The 19,720-nt window shown below is 72.1% G+C and carries 18 protein-coding genes; 6 read left to right on the top strand and 12 right to left on the bottom strand.

Annotation, left to right across the window (positions count from 1 at the left end):
• Positions 1 to 62: 62 nt before the first annotated feature.
• The 3 genes from V7Q31_RS00155 to V7Q31_RS00145 are packed head-to-tail and all read left to right on the top strand — an operon-like array spanning position 63 to position 1,991.
• A complete protein-coding gene (locus V7Q31_RS00155; protein WP_333831631.1) occupies positions 63 to 731 on the top strand; it encodes a response regulator transcription factor in 669 nt (222 codons plus the stop codon).
• Positions 718 to 1,620, top strand: a complete 903-nt coding sequence (locus tag V7Q31_RS00150; RefSeq protein ID WP_333831630.1) for a sensor histidine kinase N-terminal domain-containing protein — start codon at positions 718 to 720, stop codon at positions 1,618 to 1,620. Before V7Q31_RS00155 ends, V7Q31_RS00150 begins: the two co-directional genes overlap by 14 nt.
• On the top strand, positions 1,509 to 1,991 hold the full coding sequence (locus V7Q31_RS00145; protein ID WP_442976262.1) for a hypothetical protein: 483 nt from the start codon (positions 1,509 to 1,511) through the stop codon (positions 1,989 to 1,991). The genes V7Q31_RS00150 and V7Q31_RS00145 overlap by 112 nt, the downstream gene beginning before the upstream one ends.
• Before the next feature lie 774 nt (positions 1,992 to 2,765).
• Here the strand turns inward: V7Q31_RS00145 and V7Q31_RS00140 are convergent.
• Both V7Q31_RS00140 and V7Q31_RS00135 read right to left on the bottom strand, forming a co-directional pair.
• Entirely contained in the window at positions 2,766 to 3,953 is a 1,188-nt protein-coding gene (locus tag V7Q31_RS00140; protein WP_333831628.1) for a hypothetical protein, read from the bottom strand.
• A 15-nt stretch (positions 3,954 to 3,968) separates the two neighbouring features.
• Positions 3,969 to 5,735, bottom strand: a complete 1,767-nt coding sequence (locus V7Q31_RS00135) for a hypothetical protein (RefSeq protein WP_333831627.1) — start codon at positions 5,733 to 5,735, stop codon at positions 3,969 to 3,971.
• Between the two features lie 125 nt (positions 5,736 to 5,860).
• Between V7Q31_RS00135 and V7Q31_RS00130 the strand changes: the two genes are divergently transcribed.
• Positions 5,861 to 7,228 (top strand): S8 family serine peptidase, encoded by a 1,368-nt coding sequence (locus V7Q31_RS00130; RefSeq protein WP_333831626.1) that lies wholly within the window; start codon positions 5,861 to 5,863, stop codon positions 7,226 to 7,228.
• 253 nt (positions 7,229 to 7,481) lie between these two features.
• Here V7Q31_RS00130 and ilvN read toward each other — a convergent pair whose 3' ends face one another.
• The 10 genes from ilvN to V7Q31_RS00080 all read right to left on the bottom strand — a co-directional run bounded on the left by ilvN (position 7,482) and on the right by V7Q31_RS00080 (position 17,635).
• Complete coding sequence (gene ilvN, locus V7Q31_RS00125; RefSeq protein WP_333831625.1) at positions 7,482 to 8,051, bottom strand: acetolactate synthase small subunit; 570 nt, start codon at positions 8,049 to 8,051, stop codon at positions 7,482 to 7,484.
• Positions 8,048 to 8,452 (bottom strand): type II toxin-antitoxin system VapC family toxin, encoded by a 405-nt coding sequence (locus V7Q31_RS00120; RefSeq protein ID WP_333831624.1) that lies wholly within the window; start codon positions 8,450 to 8,452, stop codon positions 8,048 to 8,050. The genes ilvN and V7Q31_RS00120 overlap by 4 nt, the downstream gene beginning before the upstream one ends.
• Positions 8,449 to 8,703: a type II toxin-antitoxin system Phd/YefM family antitoxin gene (locus tag V7Q31_RS00115; RefSeq protein ID WP_333831623.1), complete on the bottom strand. Its 255-nt coding sequence runs from the start codon at positions 8,701 to 8,703 to the stop codon at positions 8,449 to 8,451. The genes V7Q31_RS00120 and V7Q31_RS00115 overlap by 4 nt, the downstream gene beginning before the upstream one ends.
• Before the next feature lie 59 nt (positions 8,704 to 8,762).
• The gene (locus V7Q31_RS00110; protein WP_442976260.1) at positions 8,763 to 10,505 is read right to left on the bottom strand and encodes an acetolactate synthase 3 large subunit; all 1,743 of its coding nucleotides are present in this window, start codon (positions 10,503 to 10,505) and stop codon (positions 8,763 to 8,765) included.
• Between the two features lie 266 nt (positions 10,506 to 10,771).
• Positions 10,772 to 11,707 (bottom strand): tRNA (adenosine(37)-N6)-dimethylallyltransferase MiaA, encoded by a 936-nt coding sequence (gene miaA, locus V7Q31_RS00105; protein ID WP_333831621.1) that lies wholly within the window; start codon positions 11,705 to 11,707, stop codon positions 10,772 to 10,774.
• Between the two features lie 10 nt (positions 11,708 to 11,717).
• Positions 11,718 to 12,470 (bottom strand): class I SAM-dependent methyltransferase, encoded by a 753-nt coding sequence (locus V7Q31_RS00100; protein WP_333831620.1) that lies wholly within the window; start codon positions 12,468 to 12,470, stop codon positions 11,718 to 11,720.
• Positions 12,463 to 13,380, bottom strand: coding sequence for a pseudouridine-5'-phosphate glycosidase (locus V7Q31_RS00095; protein WP_333831619.1), 918 nt, complete (start codon positions 13,378 to 13,380; stop codon positions 12,463 to 12,465). Before V7Q31_RS00095 ends, V7Q31_RS00100 begins: the two co-directional genes overlap by 8 nt.
• Positions 13,377 to 14,222, bottom strand: a complete 846-nt coding sequence (locus V7Q31_RS00090; RefSeq protein WP_333831618.1) for a PfkB family carbohydrate kinase — start codon at positions 14,220 to 14,222, stop codon at positions 13,377 to 13,379. Before V7Q31_RS00090 ends, V7Q31_RS00095 begins: the two co-directional genes overlap by 4 nt.
• Positions 14,223 to 14,307: 85 nt before the next feature.
• Positions 14,308 to 16,554 carry a hypothetical protein gene (locus V7Q31_RS00085; protein WP_333831617.1) on the bottom strand — a complete coding sequence of 749 codons (2,247 nt, stop codon included), beginning with the start codon at positions 16,552 to 16,554 and terminating at the stop codon, positions 14,308 to 14,310.
• Positions 16,555 to 16,606: 52 nt separating this feature from the next.
• Positions 16,607 to 17,635, bottom strand: a complete 1,029-nt coding sequence (locus tag V7Q31_RS00080) for a hypothetical protein (RefSeq protein WP_333831616.1) — start codon at positions 17,633 to 17,635, stop codon at positions 16,607 to 16,609.
• 244 nt (positions 17,636 to 17,879) lie between these two features.
• Between V7Q31_RS00080 and rpsB the strand changes: the two genes are divergently transcribed.
• Both rpsB and tsf read left to right on the top strand, forming a co-directional pair.
• On the top strand, positions 17,880 to 18,671 hold the full coding sequence (rpsB, locus tag V7Q31_RS00075; protein ID WP_333831615.1) for a 30S ribosomal protein S2: 792 nt from the start codon (positions 17,880 to 17,882) through the stop codon (positions 18,669 to 18,671).
• 124 nt (positions 18,672 to 18,795) lie between these two features.
• On the top strand, positions 18,796 to 19,707 hold the full coding sequence (gene tsf, locus V7Q31_RS00070; protein ID WP_333831614.1) for a translation elongation factor Ts: 912 nt from the start codon (positions 18,796 to 18,798) through the stop codon (positions 19,705 to 19,707).
• Positions 19,708 to 19,720: the final 13 nt, after the last annotated feature.

Below are 19,720 nucleotides of genomic sequence, written 5' to 3'. Positions count from 1 at the left end.
ACCGGGACGTCGGGCGTCCGTTTCAATCTGGAATTGCCCCAGCGGATTGGCCTGATCCACGCATGCGGGTGCTTCTGGTCGAGGACAACGACGAGCTGGCGGAAATGGTGGCGGACCGTTTCCTCGCCGAGGGCCACGCCATCGACCGCGAGGCGAACGGGGCGCACGCGGACTCGCTCATGGACCCTTGCCGCTTCGACCTGCTGATCTTGGACATCAACCCGCCCGGCCTGTCGGGGACCGACATGCTGCGCCGCCTCCGCGCGCGCGGCGACCGCACTCCGGTGCTGATCCTGAGCGCCCGATCGGAGATCGACGACCGGGCACCGGGCCGGACCTCGGCGCCGACGATTACGTCGTCAAGCCGATCGACTTCCGCGAACTGGCCGCGCGCGCCCGCGCGCTGGCGCCGCCGCCGCTCCGGCGAGACCGAGAACCGGTTCGTCGCTGGCGGGCTGGTCTACGACCGCGCGGCCAAGCGCGCGACGCTCGACGGCGCGGACCTCGAATTGCGGCCGCGCGACGCGCAGGTGCTGGAGGTGTTCCTCGGCGCCCTCGGTCGCGCGCTGTCCAAGGAGGAGGTCGCCGACCGGCTCTACGCCTTCGAGGAGACGCCGACGCCGAACGCCGTCGAACAGGCGGTGGTCCGGTTGCGGCGCAAGCTGGAGGGGTCGCCCCTGCGGCTGCGCACGATCCGCGGCCTGGGATACATCGCCGATGTTCGCGAGTAGGACGCCCGGCAGACCGTATTCCCTGCGTCGCCGGCTGATGGCGGCCATGCTGGCGGGGTTCTCGGTCATCATGGCGGCCCTGGCGGCGGGACTTTGGAGTTACGCGCGCAACGCGGCGGACACCACGTTCGACCTGCTGCTGGACGGGGCCGCCATCGCCATTCTCGACTGCGTCACCGCCACAGCCTCGGGCGTGCAGGTCGACCTGCCGAATTCCGCGCTGGAGGTCGTCGGGCTCGCGGAGCGCGACAGCGTCTTCTATCGAGTGACGACTGCTGAAGGCGCGGTGCTGACCGGCGACGCCGAGCTGCACGACCCGCCGGGCCAAGGTCAGCGCGCCGCCGAGCCGGCCCCCGAGCGCCAGTTCTTCGATGCGCCGCATAGCGGGGAACTCGTGCGCTTCGTCCGCCTCCGGCAGGCGGCGCCGGGCGTCGCCGGCCCCATCGAGTTCGCCGTCCAGGTCGGCCAGACCCGCAGCGCGCGCGATGCGGTGCAGCGCGACCTGATCGTCAACGGCATGGCCGCGCTGTCGGTGCTGGCGCTGATCGGTCTCGTTTTCGCGCAGACCGCGATCCACCTCGCGATGCGGTCGCGCGCCGGGATCGAGGCCGACACCCAGGGCCGCGATCCAGCCAATCTCGCCCCGCTGCGCGCCTCGCCCCGCGCGAGATCGCGGGCCTGGTCGCCGCGATCAACGGGTTCATGCGGCGCCTCGGCGCCAGCAAGGACAACGCCGAGTCCTTCATCGCGGATGTGGCGCATCAGATCCGCACGTCGCTGTCGGCCCTGCGCAGGCAGCTGGAGCTGGCGTCCGAAACCATCGATCCGGCGACCCAGCGCGCCCGCGCCGCGAAGGCGGCGCATCAGGCGAGCCGCGCGATCCGGTTGACGAACCGGCTTCTCGCGCACGCCATGGTCATTCATCGCGCCGACACGGCTCCGCGCGAAGCGGTGGACATCGTCGGCATCGCACGCGATCTGATCGAGGAGGTCAGCCGAAGCCCGGTCGATGCGGGGGAACCGGAGTTCGAAGCGCAGGTCGCCCCGGGGGCCGAGAGCCTGACGGTTCCCGGCGATCAGGTCAGCCTGCGCGAAGCGATGCGCAATCTGTTGGACACCGGCCTGCGCCATGCCGGCTCCGAGCCGCTGGTCCGCATCGCCCTCTCGCCGGGCGGACTCGACGGGCGGACGGCGCTGGACCTGCGGGTCGAGGACAACGGTCCGTGGATCGCCGCGCCGGTTCAGGGGGTGGCGGCGTGATCCGGGCGCTCGCCGTGGCCGCGGGCCGTGCAGCGGGCGCTCGGACCCGGCAGGTTGGCGTGCGCAGCGCCACCGAAACTCGGCGATCCCCGGCGCGATCGCCGGGTTCAAAGCCGCGAACCCCGGCGTGGGGGTGGCCGACACCGAATGCAACACAGCGGAATTGCACGCCGCAGTCCTCGACGGCGGGGGCGCCGGGATGGATGTCGTCATCTCGTCGGCGATGGACCTTCAGGTCGACCTCGTCAATTGCGGGCTCGCCCGGGCGTTCCGGCCCCTCGACGCCGAAGCCCCGCCCGAATGGGCCTCGTGGCGCGACGAATTGTGGGGCTTCGCCTTCGAGCCGGTCGTGACGGCCTGCAATCGCGCGGCGTTCGAAGGCCTCAGCCTGCCGCGCACCCGCGCCGAGCTGGCCAGCCAGGTGCGCGACGATCCCGCATTCCATGACCGGCGGGTCGGCGCATACGACGCGCCGGTCTCCGGCGCAGGCTATTTCCTCGCCACTCAGGACGCGCGTCGGCCCCGGCCTTCTGACCTATCTCGACCGGATGAAGCGGGTCCGGTTCCCGATGGGCTGGTCGGCGTCGTTCGGACGCTCCCCGGGCCCGACACCGTAGCATCCCCCGGAAAAGCGTCGTGGACGCCGACGCCGGAAGTTCGACGATCCGGTCGAGCCAGCGCAGCGGGTGCGGACGCGCGCACGGGATCCGAGCGCCCGACCGCGCGAGATCGCGCCAGCCATCCGGCGCGTTCTCGCGACGGGCGCGCCGCCGCTCAGAGCGCCCACTCGGCATTCGCCTCGTCGAACAGCGCGTCAAGGTCGAGAACCGCCAGCTCCTGAGGAGCGCCCGTCTCGTCCGGCGCGACGAGCGTGAGGGGGGCGGCGCGCATCTCGTCGAGCGCGAGCCATGCCGCGCGCGCGAGCCGCCGGCCCGCCTCGCTGTCGGATGGGTAGTGAAGACCCATCGTCTCCCGGTTGCGCGCGATGCGCCGCGCCATGTCGTGCAGCGGGTTGCGAAGGCGCCGGGACGGCGGCTGACCGGCGGGCACGACCGCCGGCGCCAGCGCTCCGGCCATCGCCGCGTCGAGGACCCATGCCGCAAGCCACGCCTGCGTGGCGTGCCCGCTGGGATAGGCGGCATGCTCGGGCGGATCGATCGGCGGCGCGAGAGCGGCGCAGAGCTGGGACGGGCGGGGCCTGTTGTGGGCGAGCTTGTAGCGCTGCGCGACATGCGTGCCGATTTCGACGGCGAGCGCGAGCAGCTTGGCCGTCGCGGGGTGCGAGATGCGGTTGAAGGTGCGCACCGCGCTGAAAAACGCGTCGAAGCTGTCGGCCTGTTCGAAGCCTTCGCGCATCATGCCCGGCCGGTACTCGATCAGCCCGACAAGTTCGATCAGCTCGCGGTCGAGCCGGTGTCGACCGGGCTGCGACGCGGCGAAGTCGGGGCCGGCGACCGCGCTCGCGTCGGAGAAGACGACTTCGCTGACGTTCCCGGAGAGGCTGGTCCAGCCGTTCTTCGGCGCCGGGGGCAGGAGTTTGACGAAGTCGCCGCCTGCGGCGACCTTTTGCGCGAACTGGCGGTCGAAGGCGCCGAGGAGCGCGCGCGCGTGCCAGTAGGGCCCCCAATTGGCAGGTTTGAACCGCGCCGGCGCGGCGAGCGGATAGAACTCGTGGAGATGCGGCGGTCGCTCGACTGCGCCGTCGAGCACTGTTCGGGGCGGGTTCGCGACCGGCCATCCGTCCGCGGGCCACCACAGCAGATGCGCGGGCTCCGTCGGATTCGCCGCCTCCACGGCGGGCGCGACGCCGATCGTCCGCCCGCCCCCGGCCCCGCCGACCGAGCCGGTGAGCATGGCCGCATTCGAATTGTTGGAGTTATTCGAGTTATTGGAGTTGTTCGAGTTGTTCGAGTTGTTCGAATTCATCCCGGAGATCGAGGCGCCTGCGAGTCCTGACGACATCTTGGGTTCCTTTCCTCAGTCGGGTAGGCCCGCCATCCGCAGATGGCCGAGCCACTGGCGTTGCAATGCGTCGGGCGCGAAGGTGCGGCGCCGCGCCGAATAGGCGCGCAGCGTGAAAGCCGGGTCGAGCGCGAGGATCGCGCCGCGGGCGCGTTCGGCGCCGGCGCGGTCCCCGACTGCGGCGCAGGATGCGGCGCGCAGGCGCAGCGAGGGCAGGTGCGCCGGCTGGTCGGCCAGCGCGCGCGCCGCCCAGCGCGCCGCGTCGTCGAACCGCCCGGCCGCGTAGTGGCTCATCGCCATCCAGTCGAACTGGGTGAAGCGGAGCTGGTCCGAAGGTGCGAGCCTGATCGCATACTCCGCGAAGGCGACGGCGTCCTCGCCCCGTCCGACATAGGCCATCCCCCCGGCCGACAGCAGCCACGCCAGAGCGTGGCTGGGGCCGGCGCGCCGCGCGCGCTCCTGATACAGCAGCGCGCCCTCGAAATCGCCCCTCAGAAAGGCGCGCACATGTCCGTAGGCGGCCAGCGCCAGAGCGTTGTTCTCGTCCAGCATGACCGCGCGGCGCCCGACCGCGTCGGCCGCTTCGACCGCCGCCTCGCGGTCGCCGATCCAGTCCTGAGCGAGCATCACGCAGTACCAGGCCGTCTTCCACGCGCAGGGCGCGGCGAAGTCGGGGTCCGCCGCCATCGCTTCGTCGAGAAGCGCGCCGGCGCCCGCATAGGCGTCGCGGTCGAGGTTCTGCATCTCGTGCAGGGCGCGCAGCAGCCGGTCATAGGCGGAGAACACCTGCGGCGGCTTGCGCATCGCCCGCGCCAGTTCCGCCTGCCTGATGTGCGGCGCAATGTTCGCGACGATCTCCTCGATCAGCCTGTCCTGCTGCTCGAAGAGCTGGTCTTGCGGCAGGTCGCGCCGCGTCGCGAAGAGCGACGCGCCGCTGACGCAATCAGTCAGGACCGCCGAAAGGCGCAGCCGCTCCTTCGACCGGCGCACGGCGCCCTGAAGCGCGTAGCGGACGCCGAACATGCGCCGCGCCTCGCGCGGATCGATCTGCCGGTCGCGAAAGGCCAGCGTCGAGCTTCGCGCGATCACGACCAGCTCCCGCAGGCCGGCGAGCGACACGATCAGGTCCTCGACCAGCCCGTCGGCGAAGTAGCCGTCCTCCTTCAGCGCCCCGAGATTCTCGAAGGGCATGACGGCGATCGAGGGCAACTCGCTTTCCTGCGCGGCGAGGCCCGGGGGCGCATCCGGTTCCGCCACGCATTCGAACACGCGCACGGGCGCCGACACGCCCTTGAGCGAGATGTAGCCGAGGTCTCTCAGCGCCGGGTCGAACGCCGGGCCCGCCGCGTCGCGCGCGCTGTCGGACAGCAGGATCGCATCGGGCGCGGCCCGCTCCTGAAGCCGATGGGCGACGTTGACGCCGTCGCCATGCACGTCGCCCTCGTCGAAGAGGACGTCGCAGAAATTGATCGCGATGCGCAAGCTGAGGCCTGACCATCTCGGCGCGGGCGTCCGGCGATCGGCGCGCAACGCCGCCTGCGCGCAGCGCGCGGCGTCGATGGCGGCCGCGACGCTTGGGAAGCTCGCGAGCACCCCGTCGCCCTGGACGCGGAGCACGCCCGCCCCCATGCGCCAGAAGGTCGGCTCGAGCGCCCCGCGCCGGAAATCTGACCAGATCGCGTGCGCGCGCGCCTCATCGCGCGCGACCATCTCGGTGTAACCGACCAGATCGGCGAAGAGAATCGCCGCAAGTCGCCGTGACGGCGGTTCTGGCTGCGCCATGGGAGATGTCATCGCCAACAGCGCTCTCCGCTTAACGATGTCCCGCAAATCTGGTAGCAGTTAACTATAACACGTTTCGCGGGCGGGATGTGCAATGTTGAGCCCTTTCCGCGGAGGAGCCGAGCATGACGCAGAGCGTCCGCCGATATGTCGGCCGATTGACCGACGATCCGTCGGATCAGGACATCTTCGAGCGGCTTTTCGCGAGGCTCGGGCTCGGCCTTGCGGCGATCGAGAGCGCCAAACCCGGAGACGTGTTCTCCTTCGAGGCCGACGCCGGACTGGTCCGCGATCTCGCGCGCGACCCTGAGGGCCGAACGCTGCTCTACCGCAGGTTCTACGAAGCCGGAGACAGCCGGAACGAGCACCGCATTTCGCTCGATCCGCGTCTGGCGCCCACGGAGTGGGCGGATCATGCCAACCTCGCCTTTCCCTCCTCGGCGTCGCATCGGACCGCGGAGGCGCTCATCGGGGCCGATGCGCTGCGCGCCTTCGCGCAGGGCGGGGCGCGCCACGTCAACGTCGTGATCGCCGACGGGGAGGTGGACCCCGCCTATCTCGCCCCGCATCTCGCCGCGCCGGGATCTATGACGCAGATACCGGTGGCGCCGCCCCCTCCGTCGGGCGGGCGGCTGGGGGCTCCGAATCGCCGGCACGCCAACCTGATGGCGCGCACGGTCCTGTCGCTGGCGCCGCATGCCCGGATCGTCAGCCTTCCGATCCTTCCAGACCGCATCGACGACGTCGAGCGCTTCGCGAACCGGGTTCTGCCCGCCCTTGCGAAGCTTCGGACCCGTCTCGGCGCCGCGCCCCATGGCGGCCCCGACGCCGCGTGGGTCGTCGTCTGCGCCTGGGGCCTCGTCAGCCGCGAATACGAGACGGGCGTCCTGAACTACAGCGACGAGCGCGGGCATCTGCTCTCGAAGGCGTTCCGCGATCTCGTCTCCGAGAACGTCGACGTGGTGTTCTCGGCCGGCAACAATGGGCTCTTCGCGCCCGACTATCGCGCCGGCGTCTACGACCGCGGACCTGGCGGCTCCATCTTCGGCGCCAACGGCCTTCCGGAAGTGCTGACGGTCGGCGCCGTCACGCCGACCGGCGACTGGGTCGGCGCCTCCTCGCAAGGCCCCGAGCCGGCAGGGTTGCGAGGCCCGGACCACCCCGCGCCGCGCAAGCCGGACATCTGCGCGCCGAGCTGGTTCCGCTTCGCCGACGACGCGCACGCCATCGTCACCGGCACCTCGGGGGCCTGCGCCGTCGCGGCCGGCGTGGTCGCGGCGCTGCGGCGCGTGGTCGGACCTGGCGACGTCCCGCCGGCGGAGCTGATCGCGCACCTGCGCGCCGCCGCCGCCCCGCGCGGACATCGCGGGGGCGACGATCGACAGGCCCCCGCATCGCTGCGCCAGGGAAACGGGGTCGTCGATTGCCGCAGCCTTGTGGAGCGACTGGCGGCGCAACCGACGGACGGATCGGCGACGCGCGTGGAGTCCTGAGCTGCGTCGAGGCGATCCGGCTCGCGAATGTCGGCCCGTCGGGCGAACGCCGCGTCGCAGCGGAAAGCGGCGGCGATCAGCGTCTCGGCGCCCGCGGTCGGACGAACCATCTCATGCGCAGGCGAAAGGCCGCAAGCCGACTTTGCCGCTCCGTCGGCGAACGGCGACTTTCCGCGCCGGCTCAGACGGCGCCGCGCGTCGCCGCCGACGACCGGACTGCGCGCCGATCCGCCGCCGGCTCGCCGCTCCGCCCTCACATCGCGTCGGCGCCGCGCGTGATCGCCGCGACGCCGGTGCGCGCGATGTCCACCAGCCCCAGCGGACGCATCAACTCGACGAAGGCGTCGATCTTGGCGGGGCTGCCGGTCACCTCGAAGACGAAGCTCTCCAGCGTGCTGTCGACCACGCGGGCGCGGAAGGCGTCCTTCAGGCGCAGCGCCTCGACGCGCCGCTCGCCCTGCGAGGCGATCTTGACGAGCGCGAGCTCGCGCTCGACCGCCGGCCCGTCCACCGTCAGGTCGCGCACGTCGTGCACCGGCACCATGCGCCCGAGCTGCGCCTTGATCTGCTCGATCACCTGCGGCGTGCCGGAGGTGACGATGGTGATGCGCGAGCGGTGGCCGGCATGGTCGATCTCGGCGACCGTCAGGCTTTCGATGTTGTAGCCGCGGCCCGAGAACAGCCCGATCACGCGCGCCAGCACGCCCGGCTCGTTGTCGACCATCACCGCCAGCGTGCGCCGGACGGTGGTCTCCTCATAGCTCGCGCGGAGGTCGTAGGCGCTGTGGCTCGAGGCGCCTTTCTGGATTTGCAGGGCGTTCATGGGGTCTCTCCGTTCTGCGCCAGCGCGGGCGCGACGTCGGTTCCGGCGAAATCCTCGCCGACGAAAAGCAGCGGCGCGCCGAGCGACGTCGTCGCGTCATAGGCGAACATGTCGCCGAAGTTCAGTCGGGCGGGGTGGAAGCCCTTGCCCCAGACGGCGTAGCCGTCGCCGATGCGCTCTGCGGCGACTTCGTCGACGTCGAGCACGACAGGCGCGATGGCGGTCAGCAGCGCGCGCATCTCGCTCGCGATGTTCTTTCCTTTCGCGACGACGAAGCACTCGGCGAGCGTTCCGGCGGAGATGGCGACGGCGTCGGCGGTTTCGATCGCATCGAGCAAACCGTTCGCGCCCGGCTCGTCGAGCAGGATCGCCACGAGCGCCGACGTGTCGAGGACGATCACGGCTCGCCGTCCTCGTCATACAGGAAATCGGCGCTGCGCGCCGCCGTCGTGCCCGGCGCGACATTCGCCTTCGCGCTCCGCGAAAGCTCCGCCGCAAGTCCGCGCAGATCGCGGGCGCGGGCGGCGCGCTGGAACGGCAGGATCTGGGCGACGCGTTTTCCGCGCCGCGTCAGATAGACCGCTTCGCCGCTCTCGGCCCTGCGCACCAACTCGGTGAGCTGCGCCTTCGCTTCGGTGAGGGAGATCTCCATCCTGCGCTCCGCCGCAAAAGTTGGACCATGGATATGGTCCGTCTCTCGGTCGTCCGCAATCAGACCAGCACCGCCCCCTCGCTCTCGATCGCGCCTTCCGTGCTGGCCTCGCCGAGAAGCATCTCGTTATGCGCCTTGCCCGAGGGGATCATCGGGAAGCAGTTCTCGTGCTTCTCCACCAGACAGTCGAAGATCACCGGCCCGTCATAGGCCAGCATCTCCAGAATGGCGGCGTCGAGATCGGCGGGGTCGTCGCAGCGGATGCCCTTGCAGCCGAACGCCTCCGCCAGCTTCACGAAATCCGGCAGCGCTTCGGAATAGCTGCAGGAATACCGCTCGCCATGCAGCAATTGCTGCCACTGGCGCACCATCCCCAGCCGCTCGTTGTTGAGGATGAACTGCTTGACCGGCAGGCGGTACTGCACGGCGGTGCTCATCTCCTGCATTGTCATCAGCCACGAGGCCTCGCCCGCGACGTTGATCACCAGCGCGTCGGGATGCGCGATCTGCACGCCGATCGAGGCCGGCACGCCGTAGCCCATCGTGCCCAGCCCGCCCGAGGTCATCCAGCGGTTGGGGTCCTCGAAGCCGAGGAACTGCGCCGCCCACATCTGGTGCTGGCCGACTTCGGTGCAGATGTAGCGGTCGTGGTCCTTGGTCAGCGCCTCGAGCCGCTGCACGGCGTATTGCGGCTTGATCGAGGTGGCGGAGGGCTCGTAGCGCAGGCAGTCCACCGCCCGCCATTCCTCGATCTGCTTCCACCAGCGCGCGACCGCCTCCGATTTCGTCTTGCGTCCGCGCGCGGTCCACAGCGCGAGCATCTCGCGCAGCACTTCGGTCACGTCGCCGACGATGGGCACGTCGACGCGCACGTTCTTGTTGATCGAGGAGGGGTCGATGTCGATGTGGATCTTGCGGCTGCCGGGGCTGAAGGCGTTGATCCGCCCGGTGATGCGGTCGTCGAAACGCGCGCCGACGTTGATCATCACGTCGCAGTCGTGCATCGCCCAGTTGGCCTCGTAGGTGCCGTGCATGCCCAGCATGCCCAGCCACCGCTCGCCCGAAGCCGGGTAGCACCCGAGGCCCATCAGCGTGGAGGTGATCGGAAAGCCCGTCGCGCCCACGAACTTGCGCAGCAGTTTCGAGGCTTCGGGGCCGGAATTGATCACGCCGCCGCCAGTGTAGAAGATCGGCCGCTCCGCCTGCTCGATCAGCTCGACGGCGGCGAAGATCGCAGCCGCGTCTCCGGTCGTGCGGGGCTGATAGGTCGAGCGGCGGGACTGGCCCGGCGCCTTGTAGGTCCCCTCGGCGAACTGAACGTCCTTGGGAATGTCGACCAGCACCGGGCCGGGGCGGCCCGACATGGCGACATGGAACGCCTCGTGCACCACGTCGGCGAGCCGGTCGGTGTCGCGCACCAGCCAGTTGTGCTTGGTGCAAGGGCGGGTGATGCCGACCGTGTCCGCCTCCTGGAAGGCGTCGTTGCCGATCATGAAAGTCGGCACCTGACCCGTCAGCACGACCAGCGGGATCGAATCCATCAGCGCGTCCACCATGCCGGTGACCGCGTTGGTCGCGCCGGGGCCCGAGGTCACCAGCACGACGCCGGGCTTGCCGGTGGAGCGCGCATAGCCTTCGGCGGCGTGGGCCGCGCCCTGCTCGTGGCGCACGAGGATGTGGCGGATGTCGTTCTGCTTGAAGATCTCGTCGTAGATCGGCAACACGGCGCCGCCGGGATAGCCGAACACGACTTCGACGCCCTGATCGCGCAGCGCCCGGACCACGATCTCCGCGCCAGTCATCCGTCGAGCCGCCTCGTCGGCGCTGCGCGCCCCGTCGCGCGTCTCGCCGCGCGTCTCGGTATGGGCTTCATCCCGCATCGTCTTCTCTCCCGCAGGCAACAAAAAAGGCCCCGTCTCGGGGGCCCGAATGCGCACGCCGCGTCGGCTGTCAGACCAGCCGCCGCCTCGCGCGCCCGCCGATGACTACGCCTTTCAGCGTCATGCTCCGCCTCTCCGCGTCGCAGTTTCACCTTGCAATGCTGCGTTGCCACAGCAATGCCGCCCGGTCAAGCGTCGCGGCTGAGGATTTCTGTCGCAAGCGCGAGATTTTCGCAACTTTCTGTCGCAGACAGCCGATTCCACGCAATCATCTGATTTCGCACCCAGGTGCTCTGCCGCTTGGCGTAGTTGCGCGTCGCCTGTTTCGCCTGCGTCGCCGCCTCGGCGAGGCCGCTCTCGCCGCGCAGATGGGCGATCAGGTCGCGCGCGCCGAGCGCTTTCAGCGCCGGCGCCGAGGCTGGCAGATCCAGCGCCATGACCGCCTGCGCCTCGTCGAGCGCCCCCTCCGCCAGCATCGCATCGAAGCGCGCGTCGCATCGCGCGTAGAGCGCCGCGCGCGGCGGGACGACGACGAACCGCGCGGCCTTCGCCGGGTCGACCAGCGGCGGCGGCGTGCGCGCCCAGTGCGCAGCCAACCCTTCGCCGGTCGCCTCCAGCGTCTCCCAGGCTCGCAGCAGCCGCGCGGGGTTTGCGAGGTCGATCCGCGCAGCCGTCTCCGGGTCGCGCGCGGCGATCTCGCCGGCGAAGGCGTCGCGCCCCAGCGCCGCCAGCCGCGCCTCGGCGTCGGCGCGGATCTCCGCCGGCACGGGCGGCGCTTCGAACAGCCCCTCGGTCAGCGCCTTGAAATAGAGCCCCGTCCCGCCGACGAGGATCGCCCGCGCGCCCTGCGCCGCGCAGTCCGCGAGCGCCGCCTCGACCTCGCCGAGCCATCGCCCGACCGAATACGCCTCCCGCGCCGACACATGGCCGTAGAGGCGGTGCGGCGCCCGCGCCTGCTCAGCCGCCGAGGGCCGGGCCGTCAGCACCCGCCATTCGGCGTAGACCTGCAACGCGTCGGCGTTGATCGCCCAGCCGTCCAGCCGCTCCGCCAGCGCCAGCGCCAGCGCCGATTTGCCCGAGGCGGTCGGCCCCGCGATCAGGATGGGCGGGGGGGGCTCGGTCATCGCCGGGCGGTCACCCCGCGTCGAGGGCGAGATAGACGTAACCCCAGGCGTCGCAGGTGGCGTCGAACAGCGCGATTTCGGATTCCGCCTCGGCGATGGCCTGCGCCAGCGCGGCGTCCGACGCCGCTTCGGCGCGGAGCGCCGCGATGCGGGCGGCCAGCGGGCGGTGATAGCTCTCCCGCCAGGCTTCGGCGCGGAGCCGCTCGGCGGCGACCAGCCGCCAGCCGGCGGCCTCCGCCCGCGCCACCGCATCGGCGATCGAGCCCATGCCGGGATAGCCGGCCTCCCAATGCGCGCGCGCCGAAGCCGGTCGGTCCGCGCCGAACCAGACGCATTCCGACACGACCAGCCCGCCGCCCCGCCGCACCAGCGGCCGCCACAGTTTGAGCGCATTGGCGAAGCCGATGGAATAAGCGGCGCCTTCCGACACGATCAGGTCCAGCGCCCCCGGCGACACGGGCGGCGCCGCCATGTCGCCGATCACCGGCTCGACCGATCCGCGCTGTGGGGGGTTGGCCTTCAGCCGCGCCCGCAGCCGGTCGATGAAGGGCGCCGCGGCGTCGAGCGCCAGCACGTCGAAGCTTCGCGCCACGGCGAGCCGCAGCGCCGTCGCCCCCGAGCCGCAGCCCAGATCGGCGGCGCGCGCCCCGTCGCCGATCTTCAGCCGATCGATCATCCGATCGAGCACGGCGGCCTCGCCCGGCCCCTGCCGCGGCGCGTCCTCATGAAGATGGATCAAGGCGGCGAGCGCGGTGTCAGCCATCGGCGTCCTCGACGAGCGCCGCGGCGATCCGCGCGGCCAGCCGCGCGTTGTTGAGCACGAGCGCGACATTCGCCGCAAGGCTGCGCCCGCGCGTCGCCGCCAGAACCGAGGTCAGCAGGAAGGGGGTCAGCCCCTTGCCGCCCACTCCCTGCGCCGCGGCCTCCGCAATTGCGGCGTCGATCACCGGGGCGATTTCGTCCGCGGGAATTTCCGCTTCGGCGGGGATCGGGTTGCAGACGAGCTGCCCGCCCTCGATCCCCATCGCCGCGCGAAGCCGGTGGGCGCGGGCGATCCGCACGGGGTCGTCCATGCGGATCGGGGCCGTCAGCCCCGACTCGCGCGACCAGAAGGCGGGCAGCGCGTCGGTTCCGAAGCCGATGACCGGCACGCCGCGCGTCTCCAGCGCCTCCAGCGTCTTGGGCAGGTCGAGGATCGCCTTGGGCCCGGCGCAGACCACCGTCACAGCCGTCTTGGCCAGCTCGTCCAGATCGGCGGAGACGTCGAAACTCGTCTCCGCGCCGCGATGCACGCCGCCGATCCCGCCTGTCGCGAAAGTCTCGATCCCGGCGAGCTTCGCGCAGATCATGGTGGCGGCGACCGTGGTCGAGCCGTCGCCCATCAGCGCCATCCGCGCCGCCAGATCCGCCCGGCTGAGCTTGGCGATGTCGGTCGCGCGGGCGAGCTGTTCGAGTTGGGCGTCGTCGAGCCCCGCCAGCGCCCGCCCCCCGAGCACGGCGACGGTGGCGGGAATTGCCCCCGCAGCGCGCACTTCCGCCTCGACGGCGCGCGCCGTCTCCAGATTTTGCGGCCAGGGAAGCCCATGCGTGACGATGGTGGATTCGAGCGCGACGACCGGCGCGCCGCCGCGCAGGGCGTCCTCCACCTCCCAGCTGCGCGCGAGCGGGATCATGCGGCGCGCAGCCGCGCGGCGGCGAGCCCGGCGGCGAGCGCCTGCGCCGGTGCGGCGCCGCCGAGCCAGGCCGCCAGATGCGCCGCGATCAGCGCGTCGCCCGCCCCGGTGGCCGAGCGGATCGGCGCCTGCTCGGGGCGCAGCGTCGCCACGCCATGCGCGCCGGCGTCCGCCGCCGGCGCCGGCCCGTCGGTGACGATGGCGCGCCGCGCGCCCCGGATCGCCAGCGCCTCGGCGGCGGCGCGGGCGGCGCCGAGGCCGGTGGCGCAGATCGCCTCCGCCTCCAGCCGGTTGCAGTAGATCGCGTCGAGCCGGTCGAGCACCGGGCGCAGCTTCGCGGCCTTGGCCTGCGAGACCGCGTCGGCGCTGAGCGGCGGGCGGTCGGGCGCGCAGGCGAGCGCGCGGATCACCGCCTGCGGCAGGTTGGCGTCGAGGAACCACATCGCCGCGTCCTTCAGCGGGTCGAGATCGAGATGCGCGGGGGCCATCGCATCGAGCGCCGAAGTCTCGGCGACGGCGGCGATCAACTCGCCGTCCGCGCGCTCGATGGCGACATAGCGCCCGGTCGGCGCGCCGCCGTAGATCAGCAGCCCCGCTCCGTCGACGCCGCCGGCGACGAGCGCCTGCGCCAACGCCGCGCCTTCGGCGTCGTCCCCCCGCGCGCTGACCAGAGCCGCCGACGCGCCGCGCGCGGCGAGCCCGAGCGCGACGTTGAGCGCGACGCCGCCGGCGCGGGTCTCGATGAAGCCGGGCGCGTCGGGGCCGCGCGCGCCGGGGGCGGCGCGGGCGATCACGTCCCAGTGCGCGGCGCCGAAGCAGATGATCCTGGCGGGGCTCTCCATGCGCGCAGGGTGGCGCAGCGCACCGGCCTTCGCAAGCGCGTCAAAGCGCGCCCAAGGCGTGCTACGGGGCGCGCGCGCCGTCGCGTCAGGGCGCTGCGGCGAGGGCCTGCGCCTCCTCGACCCGCTCGGCGTAATAGGCGGCGTAGGGCGCATGCTCGGCGGCGCGCATCGCCTGCGCGGCGACCGACAGGTCGCGCCGCGCGAGACGCAGGCAGAACCGCGCGCCGAACCGCCGCGCCGAACCGTCGCGGCGCAGGGGCGCCGGCGCTGCGCCCTCGGCGTCGAGCGCCCGCTCCGCCAAGGCCAGCCGCGCCACGCCGAGATTGCCGCGCGACATCGCCCAGTCGATCGGCGCGACGTCGCGCCGCCGCACTTCCAGCGCCGCGGCGTAGGCGCCCGCCGCCGCGCGCGTCGCCGCCGCATCGCCGGTGATCTGGCCGAGCGTCTGCAACGCGTTGGCGAGCGCGCTCTGCGTCATCGCCCAGTCGAGCGGCGCGCGATCGCGCCGGCGCAGCGCCAGCGCCGCTCGGCTCGCGCGCACGGCGGCGCGCAGCAGGGCGGGCTCGCGCTCCCAGGCGCCCAGCGTGCGCAGCGCGGCGGCGAGATTGCCCATCGCCATCGCCCATTCCGCCGGGTGCTCGCGACGGCGGAACACGCGCAGGGCGGCCCGGTAGCACTCGACGGCGCGGCGCAGCAGCGCTGCGTCCCGCCAGCGCTGGCCGCGCAGCTTCAGCGCGTTGCCCAGATGGTTGCGCACCCGCGCCCAGCCCAACGGGTCGGCCGCGCGCGGGCGCGCCTCCAGCACCGCCTCGAAGGCGGCGATCGCCTCGCCGAGCCGCCCCGCCCCCGCCTCGCGCGCCCCGATCAGATGCAGCACCCGCCCGATATTGGTCAGCGTGTCCGCCCATTCCGCCGGCGCCGCCTCGCGCGTGCGCACGGTGAGCGCTGCGCGATAGGCGCGCAGCGCCGCGGCCAGCGTCTCGACCCCGTGCTCGCGCTCTCCGAGCACCGCCAGCGCCGCCCCCAGATCGGCTTGAGCGCTCGCCCAACGCCGGGCGTCGCGGGCCCGCGGGACCAACGGGGCCGCCGTTTCTCGGCAGATCACGATGGCGCGGTTGAGCGAGGCGTTGTCGCCGAATTCGCGCCCCATATCGGTGAGCGCCCGGACGGCGCGCCGGGCGAGTTCGAACCGCGCGTCCGCGTCCCCCGGCGCGGCGAGGTCGAAGGCCTCGAGCCAGCACGCCGCCTCTTCGGCATAGGCGAGCTGGAGCCGCGCGAGCTCCGCGAGCCGCGCGAGCGTCGCCGCCTCGCTGTCGCGCGCCCGACCCAGCCGCTCGGACAGGCTGAGGGCGATCTCGCGGTCGAGCCGGCGCGCCTCCGAAAGCCGCGCGCGCGCCGCGTCGAAATCGCCCGCCTCGATGAGCTCGGCCGCCGCCTCCCGCAACGCCGAGACCCGCGGCGCGTCGCCGGACAGATCGCGCAGACGCGCCTGCAGCGCCCGCATCTCCGCTGCCTTGCCGCGCAGGACCTCGACGATGCGCTCGGGGTCGACGGCGGCGCCGGTCTCGCCGAAGCGGCGCAGGATCGCCTCGGCCTGGGGCAGCGAGAGCCCGCTCGGCGCGAGCCGGCGCAGCGCGTCGCGCAGATCGTCGCCCAGCGCCGCCACCGCGTCGCGGGTGCGCGCCCCCTCGCGCGCGATCTCGGCGCGGGCATCGTCCTGCCCTGCGCCGAGCGCCCCCATGCGATGCGCGATCAGATCGAGCATCGCCGGCTGGAGCGCGGCGGCGAAGGCGGGATCGGCGAACAGCGCCGCGAGCGCCCCCCGCGCGAGCCCCACGAGGAACCGTCGGCTCGGCGCGCGCTCCGGCAAGTCGGCGTAGAAGTCGGGCGCCTGAAGGGCCGCCTCGGCGAGCATTTCCGCAGCGAGCCGGCCCGCGAGCGCGCGCGCCAGCGCCTGCGCGTCGCGCCCGTCGGCCAGGTCCGCCCGCAGCGCCGCGATCCGCTCGGGCGCGGGCGCGAGGGCCTCCCCGACCTGCGCGACATAGGCGTCGAAATCGGCGATGGCGGCCTCCGCCGCGCCCGCCTCCATGCGCTCGATCTGCGTCCAGCCGCGCCAGTCGGCCCGCGCGCGCGCGGCGAAGCGGTCGAGCGCCTCCGCCGCGTCCGACGCGCCGCGCCGTCGCAGCGTCTCTGCCAGCCCCTGCGCGCCGATGAAGGCCTTGAGCGCGCCCCGCAGCACGGGCAGCGCCCCGCCGCCCGCCGCCGCCGCGCCGACGCCGCCGAGGATGTCGCAGAAGAGCCCGAGGGCCTTGGGGATCGCGCCGAGCCGCATGGCGCCCCGTCTATCGCAATTCGGTTAAAATCCCTGACGATGCAGGGGGCGGTCAGCGCCCGGCGAGGCGGTCGCGGAGGGCGAGGGCGGCGGGAAGCTGGCTTTCGCAGTAGGCGGCGCGCGGACCGCGCCCGCCTTCTCGCAACGCGTCGCGCGCTTCCGTGAGATGCGCCACGGCCCGCGCCGCCATCGCGGGGTCGTTCGCGCGCTCCGCGAGCAGCAGCGGCGCGACTCCCTGACTGCCGGTCGACATGGCCCAGTCGAGGCGAACGAAGTCGCGTGTGAATTCCCCAAGCGCGGCGCGAATTGCGTCAAAGGCTTGTTCGAGCCGCGCGGTACCGCTCTCGTGCTGGCCGAGGATCAAGAGCGCTATTCCGAGGTTGTTCTGCGCCGCGCCGAGATGGTCCGCGCGAAGGGCGCGGCCTAGACACCGCTTCGCCATCTCGATCGCGACCTCAAGTTCGAGGTTGACCCCGTTGTCCTCGCCGCGCAAACGCAAGTCGTCCTGCGTGGTGAGGAGCGTGCTGAACTGCGCCGTCGGGTCCGGCGTCTCGATCTCGCTGCGCCGCGCGACCTTGCGCGCCGCCGCCGCCGCGTCGCCGCGCAGCAGGTCCATGTCGAGCCCGGCCTGCAACAACCGCAGCCCCTCCGCTTCCGCGGCCGCCCGCCGCTCCGCCTCCGCCCACTCCCATTCGGCGAAGGCCTCCTCCGCCGCCGCGCTCTCGTCGTAACGGCCCTGCGCGGTGAACGCCGCCAGCCGCCGCAGCACGTCGTCGACGAACGCGCCCAGATTGGAGCGCCGCGCGCCCTCGGCGATCACCCGCTCGGCGAGCCCGACACCCCGCTCCAATTCGCGCAGCGCCTGATCGACGTCCTCGACGTCCGCGCTGATCCGCCGCGCGAGGACGAGTATCGCCTTTGGCCGCACGCCCGCCGCTGCGGATCGCGATGCGCGCGCCGTTTGCGTCGCCGCAGACACCTCCGCGCCCCGGCGCATGACCAGCCACCAGACGAAGCCCGCGAGCGCGACGGCCACGGCGAGGATCAGCGTCCACGCCGCGCTGTTGTCGCCGTTCGTCAAATAAGTTCAAGAATCATGCATCCAAATCCCCGCGCGTCCATTGCGTTCACGACGCGTTTACCGTGTCCAGATCGCTAGCCGCACGCCCCCTTGCCTTGCACGCCCCTTTCCGCTAACCCCCGGCACATCGTGAAATCCACACGCGGGGGCGGGCCGGTCGGGGAGACATCCCGGCGCGGTCCACCGGTTGGGGCGAGAGCCTCTGATCCCCCGCGGCGGCGAAACCGGAAAGGACACCGACCGCATGGCTCTGCCAGAGTTCTCCATGCGCCAGCTTCTCGAAGCCGGCGTGCATTTCGGCCACCAGACGCATCGCTGGAACCCCCGCATGGGGCCCTACATTTACGGCGACCGCAACGGCATCCACATCCTCGACCTGACGCAGACCGTGCCGCTGCTCGACGCGGCGCTGCAAGCGATCCGCGACACCGTCGCGCGCGGCGGGCGCATCCTGTTCGTCGGCACCAAGCGCCAGGCGGCGCAGCCGCTGGCCGAGGCGGCCGAGCAGTGCGCGCAGTACTACATGAACCATCGCTGGCTCGGCGGCACGCTGACCAACTGGAAGACCGTCTCGGGCTCGATCTCGCGGCTCAAGAAGCTCGACGAGCAGCTCGACGCCGAGATCTCGGGCTTCACCAAGAAGGAGCGGCTGAATCTCGAGCGCGAGCGCGCCAAGCTTCAGGCCTCGCTCGGCGGCATCCGCGAGATGGGCGGTCTGCCCGACATGCTGTTCGTGATCGACACCAACAAGGAGGATCTCGCGATCCTCGAGGCCCGCAAACTTGGCATCCCGGTCGTCGCGGTGCTCGACAGCAACTCGGACCCCGACGGCGTCGACTATCCGATCCCCGGCAATGACGACGCGGTGCGCGCCATCGGGCTCTACTGCGACCTCGTCGCGCGCGCGGCGCTCGACGGGATGGCCGCGAACATGGGCGCGAGCATCGATCTCGGCGAGCTGGATGAGCCGGTCGAGCAGGTCGCCTTCGACGAGGCGCCTGCGGAAACCGCCGAGGCCGAGACGGCCGCCGGCTGAACTGCGCCCGAGACGACGATATCATGACGGTCGCGGCCCTTGAGGCCGCGGCCCGCGATTTGTAGAGAGCGCCGCAGCGAGGCGGCGCGCGTCCGCTGGCGGGCGCGATCAGGAGATGCGGGACATGGCGATCACTGCGGGCATGGTGAAGGAGCTGCGCGACCAGACGGGCGCGGGCATGATGGACGCCAAGAAGGCGCTGACCGAAACCGAGGGCGACATGCAGGCGGCGGTCGACTGGCTGCGCGCCAAGGGCCTCGCCAAGGCGGCCAAGAAGTCGGGCCGCGTCGCCGCCGAGGGCCTTGTCGGCGTCGCGGTCGAGGGCGGCGTCGGCGTCGCCGTCGAAGTCAACTCCGAGACCGACTTCGTCGCCCGCAACGCCGAATTCCAGAGCATGGTCGCCGAGATCGCGCGCGCGGCCCTCGGCGTCGCCGGCGACGTCGAGGCGGTCAAGGCCGCGCCGATGGGCGGCAAGACGGTGGCCGAGATCGTCACCGACAAGGTCGCCACCATCGGCGAGAACATGACCGTGCGCCGCTCCGCGCGCCTCGAGGCCGACGTGGTCGCCGCCTATGTCCATAACGCGGTCGCGCCCGGCATGGGCAAGATCGGCGTGCTGGTCGGGCTGAAATCGACCGGCGACGCCGAGAAGCTGGCCGCTCTGGGCCGCCAGATCGCGATGCATGTCGCCGCGACCAACCCGGCCTCGCTGTCGGAGGCCGATCTCGACCCTGCGCTGGTCGAGCGCGAGAAGCAGGTGCTGACCGAGCAGGCGCGCGAGTCGGGCAAGCCGGACGCGGTGATCGAGAAGATGATCGTCGGTCGGCTCAACAAGTTCTTCCAGGAGGTCTGCCTTCTGAAGCAGGCCTTCGTCGTCAATCCCGACCTGTCGGTCGAGAAGGCGGTCAAGGACGCCGAGTCCGATGTCGGCGCGCCGATCGCCGTGACCGGCTTCGCCCGTCTGGAAGTCGGCGAGGGCGTCGAGAAGGAAGACGAGGACTTCGCCGCCGAAGTCGCCAAGACGCTCGGTCGCTAGAGCGCAGAGCGAC

Source organism: Rubrimonas sp. (assembly GCF_036788415.1).
In the GTDB taxonomy this organism is placed as follows: domain Bacteria; phylum Pseudomonadota; class Alphaproteobacteria; order Rhodobacterales; family Rhodobacteraceae; genus Rubrimonas.
This window is presented reverse-complemented; position numbering and strand designations above follow the sequence as displayed.